Below are 15,231 nucleotides of genomic sequence, written 5' to 3'. Positions count from 1 at the left end.
TTTCCCTGGTCCTGACAGGGCCCCCTCTGAGACGTACGCACCGCATTACGGTGTCGGTATGAAGGATGAGGATTCCGACAACCGGCTCGGCAGCTACCTGCGTGCCCGGCGTGAGCTGGTCTCCCCGGCGCAGGCGGGGCTCCCGTCCGGTGGCAGGCGTCGGGTCCCCGGCCTGCGCCGTGAGGAAGTCGCCCTGCTCGCCGGCATCAGTCCCGACTACTACCTGCGTCTGGAACGCGGTCGTGACAAGAACCCCTCACCGCAGGTCCTCGAATCCCTTGCGCGCGTCCTGCAGCTCGACGACGTCGAGCGAACGTATCTGCTCGGCCTTGCGGCGGCACGCCCCAGGGCGCCGCGCCGCAAGCGACCCGAGCGCGTACCCGAGCGGGTGCACGAATTGCTCGCCCACCTTCAGATCCCCGCGTTCGTCGAAGGGCGCGCGTTCGACGTGCTGGCCTCCAACCCCATGGCGGTCGCGCTCTCCCCCCGTCTGCGACCCGGCCAGAACCGGCTTCGCTCCCTCCTCCTCGATCCCGAGGAACAAGCCTTCCACCAGGACTGGACGAAAGCCACGGCCGATTTCGTCGCCGCCCTGCGCACCACCATCGGGGACGACACCGACGACCCCCGGTTCGTCGAACTCGTCGGCGAACTCGCGCTGTCCAGCGAGCGATTCCGTACCCTGTGGGCCCGTCACGACGTCCGCAGCCTCGACGGAGGCACGACCACGGTCCACCACCCCGTCGTCGGTGAACTGCGCCTCCACCGGGACAAACTCCCCATCGACGACGTCATCCTCGTCGTCTACTACCCCGACAAGGGCAGCGACAGCGACGAGAAGCTGCAGCTCCTTGCCGCACTCTCCCGCACCGGGTCCGCCGAGTCGGCCGGCACAGCTCACGACAGACCGGCGGACGACCCGCTCAGGAAGGCACCCTGACGAACACGCCGGCCCGGTGTCGTCCGACGGTGCGGACCGGGACCGGATCGTTCCTCGTCGGCGGCACGGTCATGCCGTTTCTTCCAGTACGGCGGCTTCGGTCAGCCGTACCAGTGAGAAGACCGTACGGCGGCGCAGCGTGAAGCCGATCGACTGGTACAGCCGGATCGCGGTCGCGTTGTCGGCGCGGGCGTGCAGAAAGGGCCTCTCGCCGCGTTCCTTGATGCCGGCGGCGACGGCGCGGACCAGGCGCGTGGCCAGACCCCGACCGCGATGGGCCGGGTCGGTGCACACGGCGCTGATCTCCGTCCAGCCGGGGGGACGCAGGCGTTCGCCGGCCAGGGCGATCAGGCGGCCGCGGTGCCGGATGCCCAGGTAGGTGCCCATCTCCACGGTGCGGGGCAGGAAGGGGCCGGGTTCGGTGCGGGCGACCAGGTCGAGGATGTCGGGCACGTCGTCGGGGCCGAGCCGTACGGCCTCGGGGTCGGGCTCGGCGCGCAGGGCGGTGTCCACGAGCTGGACGCCGTGTCCGGTGCGGACGACCTCCCAGCCCTGTGGCGCCTTGGTGACGCCGCGCACCGAGGCGGCGCCGCCGGGGCCGACGAGCGCGGCGAGGTCCGCCCAGGCGCGTGGGTCGTCCCCGTCGGAGACGGCATGGAAGGGAGCCACGTCCGGGTGATAGCGGGCGGCGTGGCCGATGCGTTCGGCGAAGTGGGTGTGGGGGCCGGTGAGCGCGGCCCAGGCGGGGTTGTCCAAGATGCGAGCCGAACTGGCGTCGACGGTGCTGACGGGCATGGCGGGGCGGTCTCCAGGGTGCGACTCGGGGTGCTCGATGCGCCGGGGATCCGTCGCGGGGCGGCGGTGGAGTCCCTGGCACGGCTGGTCATGAGCTGTCGGGCGGCGGGCCCGGCCGGCTCACCTCACGCGCGGGGTCGGCGTAGCGTCCCGTGGTCCGAGGGTCTCCTTGAACTTGGCGTCGAGCTGCTCCGTCCGGCTCGGGGCCAGCGTCAGCAGCGCGCGGTGCACGGCCCCGGCGAGCGCCGCCTCCTGGTACGTCCCGCGGTCGACACCCGCGGGGACGCTCCCCGCAGCCCGGGCGGCCGCGAGCCAACTGATGGCCCAGGTACGGCTGTTGGTGATCTGGGTGGCCGCCCCGGCCGTGGCGACCGTCTCGGCTGTGGCGTCGTACCAGGTGAGGGCTGTGGGCGTACGGGTGGCCGCGGAGGCCTGCGGAACCGCGACGGAGGCGGTCAGCAGCGCTGCCGCGCCGAGGACGACGAGGGCGGGGCGGGTTCTGGTCGTGCTCACGTGTTCTCCTTGGGTTTCGGTGAAGAGGTGAGGGGCCGGCCGGCGTGGCATCCGTGCCGGCTGCCGCGGGTGGTCAGGTCGTCTCCTTGGCGCGGGGGGCCACGGCGGTGGGAGTGGTCGGCGCGCATGCCGACGGGCGGGGCGGTGTGACGGCCCGCCGCAGCAGGGACAGGATCAGGGCCACGACGAGCAGGCCCGCGCAGACGCAGCAGGCCAGGGCATATCCGGCCCGGGGGTGGCTGCCTCCCGGGGGGCCGGCGGCGGCGTGCAGATACACCGCGGGGACGGCGCTGAGGCAGACGGCCGCCGCGATGCGCTGGGCCATCTGCAGGATCCCGCCGCCCACGCCCGCGGCCTCCGCCGGGGCGTGCTGGAGCACCTGGGTCTGGTTGGGTGAGACGGTGAGCCCTCCGGCGACGCCGGACATCAGCTGCGTTCCCGCCAGGGCCATGGGCAGCACCGCCGTCGGCATGCGGAGGGCGACCGCCGCCGCCGTCAGTGCGGCACCGACGCCCAGCGTCAGGCCGACGGTCACGGTGCGCTCTCCGATGCGCTGCACCAGCCGCCAGGCGAGGGCGGAGGAGATGCCCATCCCGACCGCACCCGGGAGGGTGACAGCCGCCGTGAGCAGAGCGGACAGGCCGAGCCCGTCCTGCAGGAAGACGGTGCACACGAGGAACGCGGCCAGCGAGGAGCCGAACTGGGCCATGGCGACGGCCGTGCCCAGCAGGTACGGCTTCGACGCACGCAGAGCCGGATGCACCAGTGGCTGACGCCCCCGTCGCACCCGCAGCCGTTGGTGCACGGCGAAGACCGCTGCCGGCGCGCACACCGCGGTTCCCCACAGGAGTGCCTCTCCCCCGCTGTCCGGGGTGCGGATGAAGGGCATCATCAGCGCCAGCGTGCAGGCGCACAGCAGGACGAGGCCGAGGACGTCCGGGCGGGCGCCGCGCGCGGTGCGCCGGGGCGGGGGCAGCCATCGGACAGCCAGAGCCAGGGTGACCACCGCGCACGGCGAGCTCAGCAACAGGCAGCACCGCCAGCCCGCCACGGGGCCGAGCCCGGCGACGAGCGCACCGCCGAGGGGCGGGCCGAGGGCCGTGGCCACGCCGCCGGTGACCGCGTACAGACCCAGGGCCCGTCCGCGGGCCTGGCCGCGGAAGACGTCCTGGACGGTGCCGATCACCTGCGCGTTGACGAGCCCGGCGGCGGCGCCCTGCACCAGCCGGGCACCGATCAAGGTCCCAGGTCCTCCTCCGGTCGCGGCCGTCACCCCGGCCAGGAGGAACAGGGCCATCCCGGCCAGGAAGAGATGCTTGCGCCCGTGCAGATCACCGAAACTGCCGCCGGGGACGAGGGAAAGCCCGAAGGCCAGCGAGTACCCGGCCACGATCCACTGGACGTCCGCCCCGGTGGCTCCGAGGGACTGGCGCATGCTCGGGACCGCGATGTTCAAAACCGCCTGGTCCAGCAGGGTCGTGGCACCTGCGGCCATGCACACCAGCAGCACCCGTCGTGCCGCGCGGTCTTCTCCCGGGAGCATCTACGCCTGCCGGAACGGCCACGGCCGTCGGAAGGCGGCACGGTCTGCCTCCGGGGCGCGAGAGTGGCAGACGTCGATGCCAGGCAGGGCTGCGGGCTGGGACATGGGGGTCCTTCACGGCAGGGCGGACGCACGCCTCGCACAACTACGCCTCAGACCCACGCGGTTGAGGCGAGAGAGAGGCTGCAGACGGAGAAAGAAGAGCAGGATCGCGAGCCGTGGGAAACGGCGATCAGCAACAGACCTGGTCGAACTGGTCGGCGCGGCGGCTCACCCAGAACGGGTCGAGCAGCACCGTGCGTGCCGGGCCAGTGATGTCCATGGCCGGATCAAAGCACAACCGGAAGAACGCGTCCACCATGCGTCCCGGCGGACGAATGCCCCTCGCCGAGTGCGGCCTTGACACTCGCAGGGGCGGGCGACGTACGTTGAACGGGAAAGTTCCTGACGGGTGGAGGCTGGGATGCGTGTACGGGGCGCGGCACCGCGCGGTGCGTGCACCGGTGCACGGCTGATCACCCGGCGGCATGTCGACTACTGCCGTACGTCCTCCGCCGTCTGTCCTTCCGTACTCGCCTGATCCCTGCCGGCCGTCCCGCCGGCCGTCTCGTCGTCGCTTGGTGTGTCGCGTCGTCGTTGCCTGGTGCGACGCGTCGTCGCCGCCTGGTGCGACGCGAGTCCTCGTGTTTCCCGGAAGGAACCCCCTTGACCAGCCCTGCCCTGCACCTCGCCGTCGAGATCGACGGCGACGGCGCCCACCCCGCGGCCTGGCGCCGCGCCGCCCACTCCCCCGATCAGTTGCTCACCCCGCGCCGCGTGGCGCAGGTTGCCGCCATCGCCGAGAACGCCGGGTTCACCCTGGTCACCCTGGAGGACGGCGTGCTGCCGCCCGGCACCGCACCGGATCCGGTGGGCCGCATCGGCGCGGTGGAGCGGGCGGCCTTCGTCGCGGCGTCCACGAGCACGCTCGGCATCGCGCCCGTCGTCCCGGTCACCTACGCCGAACCCTTCCATGTCGCGAGCCAGTTGGCGTCCCTGGACCACATCTCCGCCGGTCGTGCCGGGTGGGTGGTGACGGAGGAGGAGCGACCCGAGGCGGCCCGCGCCTGGGGGCGGCCGCTGATCGCCGACGCCGCCGCACGGGCCCAGGAGTCCCGGGACGGCGTGGAGGTGGCCCGCGCCCTGTGGGACTCGTGGGAGGACGACGCGGTCATCCGGTCCGTGGCCACCAGCCGCTACCTCGACCGCGAACGGCTGCACTACATCGACTTCACCGGCGCGACGTATGACGTCAAGGGCCCGGCGATCGTGCCGCGGCCGCCCCAGGGGCAGCTTGTCGTCCTCGGGCCGCCGGACCGGGTCCCCGCCGCACAGCTCGACGTCGCTCTCGTCGGGGGCCGCGACCTCGCGTCCCTCGCCACGACCGCTGCCGCCGCCGGTACGCCTCGTGTCTTCGCCGAGGTCGAGGTGGCGCTGGACACCCCGGACGCCACGGCCGCCGAACGCGTCGCCGACCTGGAACGGCACACGCCATGGCCCGACCGGGGACGGCTGCGGCACGTCGGTTCGGCTCGGCAACTGTCCGCGCTGTTGGCCGAGTTGAGCCGTCATGTCGACGGCGTACGGCTGCATCCCCTGGTGCTCGACGAGGACCTGCCCGTCCTCTCCCGGCTCGTGCTGCCGGCCCTGTCCGAGCGGCGCCTGCTCGCCCGCCCGCTTGCCGGTACGTCCCTGCGCTCGGCCCTGGGCCTGGAGCGCCCCGCCAATCGCTTCGCCGCCGCTGCCGTGGCCGGCACCCAGGAGGACGCCCGATGACCCGCACCGATCCCCTCGACGTTCCCCGGCCGCACGCACAGCTCCACTTCGGGGTGTTCTTCCAGGGCGTCAACCACTGGACCATCTGGTCCGCGCCCGAGAGCGGCTCCCAGATCGACCCCGCCTCGTTCCGGCGGGTCGCACAGACAGCCGAACGAGGCCTGTTCGACGCGTTCTTCCTCGGCGAGGGCCTGCGGCTGCGCGAGGTCGACGGGAAGATCCACGATCTCGACGTGGCCGGGCGGCCGGACGCCATCACCCAGCTCGCCGCACTGGCCGCCACCACCCGCCGGATCGGCCTGGTGTCCACCTCCAACTCCACGTTCAACGAGCCCGCCGATCTCGCCCGCCGCCTCTCCGGACTCGACCTGCTCTCCGAAGGCCGCGCCGGCTGGAACGTGGTGACCACGGACAACGCCTGGACCGGCGCGAACTTCCGCCGCGGTGGCTACCTGGACCATGCCGACCGCTACCGTCGTGCCGAGGAGTTCCTCACCGTGGCCCGCGCTGTGTGGGACGGCTGGAAGGACGGAGCGATCGCCGGCTCCACCGGTTCACGGGAATGGTCCGCGCCGGGTGCGGTGGGCCGAGTACGCCACCGGGGACCGCAGTTCGACGTCGACCTTGCGCCGACCCTGCCGCGCAGCGCCCAGGGCCACCCCGTGATCTTCCAAGCGGGCGACTCCGGTGAGGGACGCGACTTCGCCGCGCGCAACGCCGACGTCATCTTCTCCGCGCACGGCAACGACTTCGACGACGCGCTGGCCTTCGCCGAGGACATCCGGCGCCGGCTGCGGGCGGCCGGACGGCCCGACGACGACCTGCGGATCCTGCCCGGTACCGAGATCATCCTCGGCGCCACCGAGGAGGAGGCCCAGGAGAAGAAGCGCTGGGTCCGGCTCCAACAGGTCACTGCGGCAACGGCCTTGGGTATCGCCGGGCTCCTGTGGGGCATCGACCTGTCCGACCGCGACGCCGACGGGCCACTGCCCAAGGAGGATCCGGTCGTCACCGGGAACGACGGCTCCTTCGGCGCCCGGCGCATCGCCGACCCGCGTGCGGTCGTGGCCGAGTGGCGGGAGAAAGCGGAGGCACACGGCTGGTCGCTGCGGGAGACCGTCATCGCGCTCGGCCCGCAGCGCGGGCACGTCGGCACCCCCTCGGGCCTGGCCGACAAGTTCGCCCACTTCGTACGGCACGGCGCGATCGACGGCTTCAACATCACGCCCTACCTCATCCCCGGCGGCCTCGACGAGATCGTCGACCTGCTCGTTCCGGAACTCCAGGAACGCGGGGTCTACCGGACCGAGTACACCGGCACCACCCTCCGCGAACACCTCGGCCTGCGCCCACCCCTCACCCACCGGGCCGCGCAGGACCGACGCCACGCGGGCTGAGACGACAGGACCTGCCCTCAGGAGCGAGGACACATGACTGACAAGAAGCTGTCACAGGCAGACCGGAATACCGCTTCGGCCGGCGCCCTTGGTGACTGACATGACTGTGGGAGTAGCACTCAACGCGTCCGACGCGCCGAACCAGGTCGACGCCACCGTGGAACTGGCCCGGGAGGCCGCGGACGCCGGTCTGGCCTCCGCCTGGTTCGGGCAGACCTTCGGCGCGGACTCACCGCAGCTCGCGGCGATCGTCGGGCGGGAGGTGCCCGGACTGCAGGTCGGCACATCCGCGATCCCCGTCTTCGGCCGCCACCCGCTGCTGGTCTCCAGTCAGGCCCAGACCGCCCAGGCCGCGACCCACGGCCGCTACCACCTCGGTCTGGCCCTGGGCACGAAACTCCTGACGGAGACCGGCTTCGGGGTGCCCTTCGAGCGGCCCATCGCCCGGCTGCGCGAATTCCTCACCGCTCTGCGGCAGTTGACCGAGACCGGCACGGCCGACTTCCACGGTGAGCTGCTCACCGCGACCACCCCGGTCCCCGCGCGGGTACCGGGTGCCGAGCGCGGTGTCCCCCTGCTGGTCGCCGCGATGGGACCGCAGGCGCTGCGCGTCAGCGGAGAACTGGCGGACGGGATCCTGCCCTACCTGGCGGGACCGCGCGCCCTGGAGGAACACATCGTGCCCGCCCTGACCGCAGCCGCCGAGGCCGCCGGCCGCCCCACGCCCAGGATCGTGGCCCTGGTGCCCGGCGTGGTCACCGACGACGTGGACGCAGTGCGGGCCAAGGCCACCGACACCCTCGCGTTCTACGAACAGATCCCGTCCTACGCCCGCGTCATCGAACTCTCCGGCGGCCGGCGCGCCGCCGACCTGGCCGTGATCGGCGACGAGAAGACCGTCGAGGCCGAAGTGCGCCGGTACCGCGACGCCGGCGCCACCGAGGTCGTGTTCTCGGGCACTGAGATCGCGGGAGAAGCCGACCGCCGACGCACCTGGCAGCTCCTCGGCGCCCTGGCCCGCTGAGCAGGCCCGGCGCACCAACGGTCCGACCGGCCGCCCTGAACCCGCTGACGAAGGAGCACCTCATGACCACCGAGGCCACCGCCACCGACCTCCATGCCTTCACCGAGAACTGGCTGGAGTGGTACCGCGCCCAGGAGGCCCGGCTCGCCGACCCGCACGGATTCCTGGCGATCACCGGCCTGCACTGGCTCGACGAGCGGCCCCAGCGCTTCCCGGACGCACCCGGTGCATGGCGCACCGGCCCCGACGGGGTCGTCGTGGACCTTGCCGACGGCGAGGAACTGATCGTCGACGGTACGCCAGTGCACGGCGAACACCGCTTCGGCGTGCTGCCCGAACGCAGCAGTGTCAACGCCGTCTGGAAGGACGCCGTCATCGAGGTCGCCAGGCGCGGCGGCTACGACATCGTCCGCCCCCGCCACCCGGACGCGCCGCTGCGTACGGCCTTCACCGGAACGCCCGCCTACGCCCCCGACCCGCGCTGGGCCGTCACGGGCCGCTACGTTCCCTTCGACACGCCGCGACCGACCACGGTGGGTGCCGCGGTCGAGGGGCTTGAGCATGTGTACGACGCTCCGGGCAGGGTCGAGTTCGAGCTCGACGGGCGCCCGCTGTCGCTGACCGCGTTCCCCGGCCAGGGCCCGGGCCGGCTGATGGTGCTGTTCACCGACGCGACCTCCGGGGTCACCACCTACGCGGCGAACCGCGTCCTCGCCCTGGAGGCGCCTGCAGCCGACGGCACGGTCATCCTGGACTTCAACCGCGCCGCGAACCTGCCGTGCGCCTACACGGACCTGGCCACCTGCCCGCTGCCCCCGGCGGAGAACCGACTGCCGGTGGCGATCGAGGCCGGTCAGAAGATCCCCCACGAGCGCGGGGGTTCCTGAACCGGGCCCAGGGGAGCATCCGGATCCGCTGGAGCCGCCGGTCGCGGTCCATGCCCCGCGTCCGTGCGCCGTCGCGTCGAGAGGGTGTCGACGAGCGAAGGAAATCGAACACGTGATTGAATTCAACCATGCGACCGATTCCCGACGACCTCGCCAGGGCGGTTGACGAGTGGCACGCCACCTACCGCCGGCTCGCCGCGCAGCCTCGCACCGTGCTGCGCAGACGACTCGTCCAGCTGTCGGGCGAGGTGCTCTTCCACCCCTACTGGCACGGCCGGCGCACGCCGGCCGCCTACGCGCTGTACTCGGCCCGTCACTGGGCAAGCGACGTCCCGTCCGCCTCCTGCGAAGAGGAGGGAGTCGTCATGGGCAGGCACTCGGCGAGCAGGTCGACGACGTCATGCCAAGCTCGCTGCGCGTGCCGCGGGTGGTAGCCGACGCCGGGGACCACGGCGTGGTCGACCGTCGGGTGATGGAAGGCGTGCAAGGCGCCGCCGTAGACCACCAGGCGCCAGTCGACGCCCGCGGCCTGCATCTCGGCGGTGAATGCCGCACGCTGCGCGGCCGGCATGATCGGGTCCTCCGACCCGACCCCCGCCCACACCGGGCAGCGAATACGCGCCGCTTCGCCCGGCCGGCCCGTGGTCAGCGCGTTCACTGTCCCGATCGCGCGCAGGTCGACGCCGGCACGCCCGAGCTCCAGCGCGACGGCGCCCCCGGTGCCGTAGCCGACCGCGGCGATCCGGTCGGGGTCGGTCCGTGGCTCGGCGCGGAGCACGTCGAGCGCCGCCTGGCCGATGCCCCGCATCCGGTCGGGGTCGGCGAGCAGCGGCATGCAACGGGCCAGCATCTCCTCGGGGTCAGCCAGGTAGCGCCCGCCGTGGAGATCGAAGGCCAGCGCCACGTAGCCGAGCTCGGCGAGCGCATCGGCCCGGCGGCGTTCGACATCGCTGAGCCCCATCCCTTCGGGCCCCACCAGGACCGCGGGCCGGCGGCCGGCACCGGCCGGGAGCGCAAGGTGCCCGATCATCGTCAGACCGTCGGCCGCGTATGCGATCGTGCGCGTAGTAACCGTCGTCATGAGCCGGACTGTAGTGATCGCCGAGCCGTTCCGCCGCGCCCACAAGGCGAAAGGGCGTGAGAATGAGAAGCGTCTGCTGCTTTCGCCACCTGTGGGAGGCCCGCCGTGAGCGATTTCGAGTTTGAACAGAAGCGGACGCTGTCCCGCATCGAAGCGGCCGACCAGCTCCAAGCGCTTGCAGATGCGCTCCGGCGAGGTGGCCAGGCAGAGCTGGAACTCGGACCGGGCAAGCTGACCGTACGCATCCCCGATGAACTCAACAGCGAGATCGAGGTCGAGCTCGAAGAGGGAGAGATCGACTTGGAGATCGAGCTGTCGTGGCGGGCGGCATAGCCGGGCCGTCTCCTTCCGGGCAGTCACGCGTCCACCGAGACGTCGCAGAACTGCCAGCTCCTGAGCAGTGGCACCTGTTGAACTGAGCGCCCGATGACTGGCGCTGCACAGGATGGACCTCATGAGCTCGACGGCCACTGCCACCACGCGTTCCAGCGATACCGAATTGCCGACGCGATCGCCTCTGATCGGCTGGTTAGCCGTCGCCGCGGTGACGCTGGGCCTCTTCTCGATCGTCACGACCGAGATCCTGCCGATTGGTCTGCTCACCTCGATCGGATCCAGTTTCACCGTGTCCGACGGGATGGCCGGGCTGATGATGACCATGCCCGGCCTTCTCGCAGCAGTCTCCGCGCCCCTGGTCACCGTGGCTACGGCACGGATCGACCGCCGCCTCATGCTCTGCGCGTTCATGGTCCTGCTGGCCATGGCCAACTTCCTGGCCGCTGCCGCAGCCGACTACTGGCTCGTTCTGGTCTCTCGCATCATGGTCGGCATCACCATCGGCGGCTTCTGGTCGATCGGGGCCGGACTGGCCGAACGCCTGGTACCCGCGAAATCCGTAGGCCGAGCGACCGCTGTCGTCTTCTCCGCGGTCCCCTTGGGCTCCGTGCTGGGTGTCCCGGCCGGGACCTTCATCGGCGATCTGGCGGGCTGGCGAGTGACGTTCGTCGTGATGGGTGCGCTGACCATCGGCGTGCTCGTCATGCTCGTTGTGGTCATGCCTGCGCTCCCACCCGCGGGGGCCACGCGGCTGAGCGTTCTCCGCACCATGGTTCACGGCGTGAACACCCGCTTCGCCCTGCTGCTGACCTTCCTCATCGTGCTGGCCCACTTCGGCACATACACCTACGTGACCCCGTTCCTGGAAGAGGTCACGCACTCAAGTTCGAAGCAGATCACCTTGTTCTTGCTGCTCTACGGCGTCGCGGGGATCGCCGGGAACTTCCTGGGGGGTGTGATGGTCACCCGCCGGCCGCGCGTCACCTTCGGCTCGGCAGCGGGACTGATCGCGATGGTCACTTTGCTGTTGCCGTTCCTCGGCCGCTCGGCGATCGGTGCCGTGACCCTTCTGATCATCTGGGGTGTCGCCTACGGGACTGTTCCTGTCTCGTCCCAGACATGGTTCGCCAAAGCGGCACCGCACGCACCTGAGGCAGCCTCTGTCCTGTTCACCGCCTCTTTCCAAGCGACCTTCTCACTGGGCGCCCTGACAGGCGGAGTCGTCGTTGACCACAGTTCCCCGTCCATGGTCATGACGCTTGGCGGAATCACCGCCGCGTGCATGATCGTGGCAGCCTGGGCCCACTGCGCACGACGGCTCACCTGGCCTGACGCCGGCGGCGACCGGGAGGGTGCACCGGAGGCCGATGGCGATGATGCGTAAGTCCCCGAGCCACAGAGACGATGAGGCGAGTGCTCGGCGGCCTGACGCAGAGCGATGGCTTGATGTGGGAGTGCCCGCCGCGCCTCGGGTGCGGGGCGCGGCGGGCCTGGCGTGCGTGGCTGAGCTGGAGCGGCGCTAGTTGCGCCAAGTGTCGTTGAGCGTGATCTTGCCGGAGGAGGGGACGGTGGCGGTGCGGTTGGCGCCGCTCTCCCAGGTGACGTTTCCGGCGGCGTCCTTGCGGATGTACTTGTACTGGATGGACGTGCCGGCGGGGAGGGTCACGTCGAGCTTCCAGACCGGGTAGGCGGCCGGGTCGAGCTTGAGGGCGGCGGCGGGGGCCCAGCTGCCGAGGGCGGCGTTGTCGCCGACGACGTAGATGTTCTGCCCCATGGTAGTGGTGGCGTTGACGGCGAAGGATGCGCCGGTGGCGGTGGTGCCGGTGCCGCCGGTGCTGCCGGTGCCGCCGCCGGTGTTGCCGGTGCAGGAGCCTGCGTAGAAGGCGAGCGCGTCGCCGGCACCGACCGTGGCGGTGAACTTTCCGTCGGAACCGACGGTGTAGGTGGCCCCGTTGTGCTCGACGTCGCAGTAGGTGCCGGAGGGCAGCGAGGTCTGGAAGGTCTGGCTGAGAGAGCCGCTTTCCCGGTTGATGACGACGTAGCCCTTGTCGCCTCGGCCGAAGGCGATGGCGTTGTTGCCGTTGGACCACCAGTTGGTCACGCCGGTGCCGGAGACGGCGTTGCGGAAACCGACCATGTTGGAGATCTGCGGCCAGGCGTGCTGGCACTTCCAGCCGTCGCTGTAGCAGGAGTTGACCTGGCCGTTGTTCGGCGGGCCGGCGTCGTTGTTGTCGAACTCGTAGCCGGAGTAGACGTTGGGTGAGCCGTAGGGCCAGGCCAGCATGAAGACGTTGGCCAGGGTGTAGGTGCTGCCCGACTTGTAGTTGAGGGTGGAGCCGTTGCGCTCGGTGTCCCAGTTGTCGACGAAGGTGCGGGCCTTGGAGCCGGACAGATAGCCGGCGCCCCAGGACTCGCCCCACTGGCTGAGGTTGGAGATCTTGTCGGAGGTGAAGATCCGCTTGAGGTCGTAGGCGCCCTGGAACTCGTCGACGTCGCCGTTGCCGGTGTACTCACCGGGCTGGACGGCCTCCCCCGCGCCGTAGATGACCTCCTGCACCCAGTAGATGTTCGGGTCGCTCAGCTTAGACTTGATGGCCGCGAGGTCGCCTGAGGCGATGTGCTTGGCGGCGTCGATGCGGAAGCCGTCCACGCCCAGGGAGATGAGGTGGTTCATGTACGCGGCGATGGTGTTGCGGACGTAGTCGCTGCCGGTGTCGAGGTCGGCAAGGCCGACGAGTTCGCAGTTCTGCACGTTGGAGCGGTCGCCGTAATTGCTGATCTGTGTCCGGCAGGAGTGGAAGTCCTGGTCCTGGTAGAAGCCGGGGTAGTTGTACTTGGTGTAGGCCGTGCCGCCGGTGCCGGTGCCGCTGCCCGCGGTCATGTGGTTGATCACCGCGTCGGCGACCACCTTCACCCCTGCGGTGTGGCAGGTGTTGACCATGTTGGTGAAGTCGGATTCGCTGCCGAGGCGGTTCTGGAGCTTGTAGCTGACCGGCTGGTAGGCGGTCCACCACTGACTGCCCTGGATGTTCTCGGTCGCAGGGGAGACCTCGACGTATCCGTAGCCGGCCGGGCCGAGCTGGTCCGTACATGCCTTGGCGACGGAGTTCCAGTTCCACTGGAACAGCGTCGCGGTGACGTCCTTGTTGCCGGGTGGGGCGGCGGCGGCCTGCTGCGCCGCCACGGCGACCAGTCCGGTCGCCGCGACGGCCGCGGCGACGGCGGCGTTGAGGAGGCGTGATCTCATAATCGGCTCCTTGACATGCCGGGGCACCGGACGGGCGCCCTCGACGAAGGGAGCGGTGGCCCAGGCCCTGAGTGGGGTCGAACCCCGCGTCCCGACGGGGTTCGCGGAGGAGACTGCCGTTGTTGAAGGTTGTCCGTCAACCGCCTGGACGCAAGAAGTTTCCGAGACTTTCAGGAAGTTGCTCGCGGCTGGAGAGCGTGGCCTCTGGGTCGCACGGGTCGGTGGACAGCCCTCGGAGACGTCGACCACGCAGCGGAAGAACCCCTATCTGACCAGCTCAGAGCCCGCCCGAGCACCGGCACCCGCAGGGCGGCTGCGCAGCGGACCAGCCCCCGTCGGCGCCGCGCGGCGTCAGCCGGCCGCGAGATGAACCTTGCTGCAACACCTTTCAGTCGGCTGGTTCAGCGCGCCGAGGGCAGCTCCGTTCCCGCTCCCCAGCGCGGCCGATGAGTTTGTGTCTCGCGGCCGGTCCAAGTTCGTGACACCTTTCATGGAAGGGAACCGCCATGTCGGAGCTTCTCGTCGACTTCATCACTTCCCTCGACGGTTGTGCATCGGGAGAGGGATGGCCCGGATTCTGGGGCCTCGAGGGCCCGGAGTACCTCGCGTGGCTCGGTGAGCAGCCCGAGGCCACCTACCTGATGGGAGCGAACACCTACCGCTTGATGTCGGGCTTCGCCGCAGGCGAGGTCCCGAGTGGCCAGGACGAGTTCAGGCCCGAAGAAGAGGCGTCCGTCGACGCGCTCACGCGAGCGTCCAAGGTGGTGTTCTCCTCCTCGCTCGAGAAGCCGCTGAAGTGGGCCAACTCCACACTCGTCCGCGACGATGCCGCCGAGGCGGTCCGCGACATGAAGTCGAGCGGCTCGGGGCTCCTCAGCACGATCGGCAGCCTGACCCTGTGCCGGTCCCTGCTGCGAGCCGGACTCGTCGACCGCTTCCGGGTCGTGATGTTCCCGGTGATCACCGGGGCCACGGGTGCGGAACGCATCTACGACGGCTATCCGGACGTTGCCCTGGAGATGATCGACCACCGCACCTTCGACGGCCGTATCCAGCTGGTCGAGTACAAGCCCCGCGTGCTCGAGCATCCTCCGCTCGGCATCCCTGCGTGACCTCGCCCCGTCCGAGGCATGGGGCGTGCCGCCGGGTCGGCACGGGTGACGGTCCCCCGAGGGAGCTCAGCACGACGCGCCTGCTGTCACACTGGTCTCATGCCGAAGAAGCGAACGTCAGACAAGAGCTTCGCCGACGTGGTGGCCGCCATGGAAGCCGCGGAAGGGTCCGATCCGGTGGAGGGCGGGCGCTCGCCGGCGAGTTCGGGTGAGCTTGTCGACGAGCGGGGCTGTCTGTGGACGAAGAGCCGGGGGCCGCTGGACGTCCGGCTGGTCAAGCGGCTCGTGCGGGGCGCGGACGAGGTGATCGTCGGGGAGGGCGCCGGGGAGGTGCTGCGGCCCGTGCCGGCAGAGGAACGCGAGGCGGCGTGGGCACTGATCAAGGACGGACTCGACACGGCCGGGTCGGAGACGTGGACGTACCAGGCGTACGAGTTCCGCTCCGAGGACGGCCGCATCCTGCTGTACGTCGAGGAGTTCTGCTGACGCCCGCCCGTCGGCGTACCCGAGCTGCGCGTCGGGGCGGTCAGGAGATTCTGAC

Annotated in this window: 14 protein-coding genes; 9 read left to right on the top strand and 5 right to left on the bottom strand. The window is 70.8% G+C overall.

Annotated features, from left to right (window positions below):
- Nucleotides 1-58: 58 nt before the first annotated feature.
- Nucleotides 59-940, top strand: a complete 882-nt coding sequence (locus tag ACF1AL_RS31780) for a helix-turn-helix transcriptional regulator (protein ID WP_391778538.1) — start codon at nucleotides 59-61, stop codon at nucleotides 938-940.
- 69 nt (nucleotides 941-1,009) lie between these two features.
- Here the strand turns inward: ACF1AL_RS31780 and ACF1AL_RS31775 are convergent, their stop codons facing one another.
- The 3 genes from ACF1AL_RS31775 to ACF1AL_RS31765 all read right to left on the bottom strand — a co-directional run bounded on the left by ACF1AL_RS31775 (nucleotide 1,010) and on the right by ACF1AL_RS31765 (nucleotide 3,743).
- Entirely contained in the window at nucleotides 1,010-1,735 is a 726-nt protein-coding gene (locus ACF1AL_RS31775) for a GNAT family N-acetyltransferase (protein WP_391778537.1), read from the bottom strand.
- Nucleotides 1,736-1,855: 120 nt separating this feature from the next.
- Nucleotides 1,856-2,248 (bottom strand): hypothetical protein, encoded by a 393-nt coding sequence (locus ACF1AL_RS31770; protein WP_391778536.1) that lies wholly within the window; start codon nucleotides 2,246-2,248, stop codon nucleotides 1,856-1,858.
- A 73-nt stretch (nucleotides 2,249-2,321) separates the two neighbouring features.
- Nucleotides 2,322-3,743 (bottom strand): MFS transporter, encoded by a 1,422-nt coding sequence (locus ACF1AL_RS31765; RefSeq protein WP_391778535.1) that lies wholly within the window; start codon nucleotides 3,741-3,743, stop codon nucleotides 2,322-2,324.
- A gap of 753 nt (nucleotides 3,744-4,496) precedes the next feature.
- Here ACF1AL_RS31765 and ACF1AL_RS31760 point away from each other — a divergent pair.
- The 4 genes from ACF1AL_RS31760 (at nucleotide 4,497) to ACF1AL_RS31745 (ending at nucleotide 8,914) form a co-directional block, all read left to right on the top strand.
- Nucleotides 4,497-5,606 (top strand): LLM class flavin-dependent oxidoreductase, encoded by a 1,110-nt coding sequence (locus ACF1AL_RS31760; protein ID WP_391778534.1) that lies wholly within the window; start codon nucleotides 4,497-4,499, stop codon nucleotides 5,604-5,606.
- Nucleotides 5,603-7,003, top strand: coding sequence for an NtaA/DmoA family FMN-dependent monooxygenase (locus ACF1AL_RS31755; protein ID WP_384210850.1), 1,401 nt, complete (start codon nucleotides 5,603-5,605; stop codon nucleotides 7,001-7,003). Before ACF1AL_RS31760 ends, ACF1AL_RS31755 begins: the two co-directional genes overlap by 4 nt.
- 100 nt (nucleotides 7,004-7,103) lie before the next feature.
- Nucleotides 7,104-8,027 carry an LLM class F420-dependent oxidoreductase gene (locus ACF1AL_RS31750; protein ID WP_391778533.1) on the top strand — a complete coding sequence of 308 codons (924 nt, stop codon included), beginning with the start codon at nucleotides 7,104-7,106 and terminating at the stop codon, nucleotides 8,025-8,027.
- 62 nt (nucleotides 8,028-8,089) lie between these two features.
- On the top strand, nucleotides 8,090-8,914 hold the full coding sequence (locus ACF1AL_RS31745) for a DUF1684 domain-containing protein (protein ID WP_391778532.1): 825 nt from the start codon (nucleotides 8,090-8,092) through the stop codon (nucleotides 8,912-8,914).
- Between the two features lie 313 nt (nucleotides 8,915-9,227).
- Here the strand turns inward: ACF1AL_RS31745 and ACF1AL_RS31740 are convergent, their stop codons facing one another.
- A complete protein-coding gene (locus tag ACF1AL_RS31740) occupies nucleotides 9,228-9,995 on the bottom strand; it encodes a dienelactone hydrolase family protein (protein WP_391778531.1) in 768 nt (255 codons plus the stop codon).
- Nucleotides 9,996-10,100: 105 nt separating this feature from the next.
- Between ACF1AL_RS31740 and ACF1AL_RS31735 the strand changes: the two genes are divergently transcribed.
- Complete coding sequence (locus ACF1AL_RS31735) at nucleotides 10,101-10,328, top strand: amphi-Trp domain-containing protein (RefSeq protein WP_391778530.1); 228 nt, start codon at nucleotides 10,101-10,103, stop codon at nucleotides 10,326-10,328.
- 121 nt (nucleotides 10,329-10,449) lie between these two features.
- Complete coding sequence (locus ACF1AL_RS31730) at nucleotides 10,450-11,715, top strand: MFS transporter (protein ID WP_391778529.1); 1,266 nt, start codon at nucleotides 10,450-10,452, stop codon at nucleotides 11,713-11,715.
- Nucleotides 11,716-11,850: 135 nt separating this feature from the next.
- Here the strand turns inward: ACF1AL_RS31730 and ACF1AL_RS31725 are convergent, their stop codons facing one another.
- Nucleotides 11,851-13,578: a carbohydrate-binding module family 20 domain-containing protein gene (locus tag ACF1AL_RS31725; RefSeq protein WP_391778528.1), complete on the bottom strand. Its 1,728-nt coding sequence runs from the start codon at nucleotides 13,576-13,578 to the stop codon at nucleotides 11,851-11,853.
- Nucleotides 13,579-14,084: 506 nt separating this feature from the next.
- On the opposite strand from ACF1AL_RS31725, the gene ACF1AL_RS31720 reads away from it, so the two are divergent.
- Both ACF1AL_RS31720 and ACF1AL_RS31715 read left to right on the top strand, forming a co-directional pair.
- Nucleotides 14,085-14,690 carry a dihydrofolate reductase family protein gene (locus tag ACF1AL_RS31720; protein WP_386911773.1) on the top strand — a complete coding sequence of 202 codons (606 nt, stop codon included), beginning with the start codon at nucleotides 14,085-14,087 and terminating at the stop codon, nucleotides 14,688-14,690.
- A 99-nt stretch (nucleotides 14,691-14,789) separates the two neighbouring features.
- Nucleotides 14,790-15,176 carry a hypothetical protein gene (locus ACF1AL_RS31715; RefSeq protein WP_366839736.1) on the top strand — a complete coding sequence of 129 codons (387 nt, stop codon included), beginning with the start codon at nucleotides 14,790-14,792 and terminating at the stop codon, nucleotides 15,174-15,176.
- Nucleotides 15,177-15,231: the final 55 nt, after the last annotated feature.

This window comes from Streptomyces sp. NPDC014801, assembly GCF_043082085.1.
Lineage (GTDB): Bacteria > Actinomycetota > Actinomycetes > Streptomycetales > Streptomycetaceae > Streptomyces.
This window is presented reverse-complemented; position numbering and strand designations above follow the sequence as displayed.

What these genes read in the sequence shown, in the direction of transcription:
- ACF1AL_RS31780 (WP_391778538.1), top strand. Translation starts at nt 59, where the DNA reads ATGAAGGATGAGGATTCCGACAACCGGCTCGGCAGCTACCTGCGTGCC.
- ACF1AL_RS31775 (WP_391778537.1), bottom strand. Translation starts at nt 1,735, where the DNA reads ATGCCCGTCAGCACCGTCGACGCCAGTTCGGCTCGCATCTTGGACAAC.
- ACF1AL_RS31765 (WP_391778535.1), bottom strand. Translation starts at nt 3,743, where the DNA reads ATGGCCGCAGGTGCCACGACCCTGCTGGACCAGGCGGTTTTGAACATC.
- ACF1AL_RS31755 (WP_384210850.1), top strand. Translation starts at nt 5,603, where the DNA reads ATGACCCGCACCGATCCCCTCGACGTTCCCCGGCCGCACGCACAGCTC.
- ACF1AL_RS31750 (WP_391778533.1), top strand. Translation starts at nt 7,104, where the DNA reads ATGACTGTGGGAGTAGCACTCAACGCGTCCGACGCGCCGAACCAGGTC.
- ACF1AL_RS31745 (WP_391778532.1), top strand. Translation starts at nt 8,090, where the DNA reads ATGACCACCGAGGCCACCGCCACCGACCTCCATGCCTTCACCGAGAAC.
- ACF1AL_RS31740 (WP_391778531.1), bottom strand. Translation starts at nt 9,995, where the DNA reads ATGACGACGGTTACTACGCGCACGATCGCATACGCGGCCGACGGTCTG.
- ACF1AL_RS31730 (WP_391778529.1), top strand. Translation starts at nt 10,450, where the DNA reads ATGAGCTCGACGGCCACTGCCACCACGCGTTCCAGCGATACCGAATTG.
- ACF1AL_RS31725 (WP_391778528.1), bottom strand. Translation starts at nt 13,578, where the DNA reads ATGAGATCACGCCTCCTCAACGCCGCCGTCGCCGCGGCCGTCGCGGCG.
- ACF1AL_RS31720 (WP_386911773.1), top strand. Translation starts at nt 14,085, where the DNA reads ATGTCGGAGCTTCTCGTCGACTTCATCACTTCCCTCGACGGTTGTGCA.
- ACF1AL_RS31715 (WP_366839736.1), top strand. Translation starts at nt 14,790, where the DNA reads ATGCCGAAGAAGCGAACGTCAGACAAGAGCTTCGCCGACGTGGTGGCC.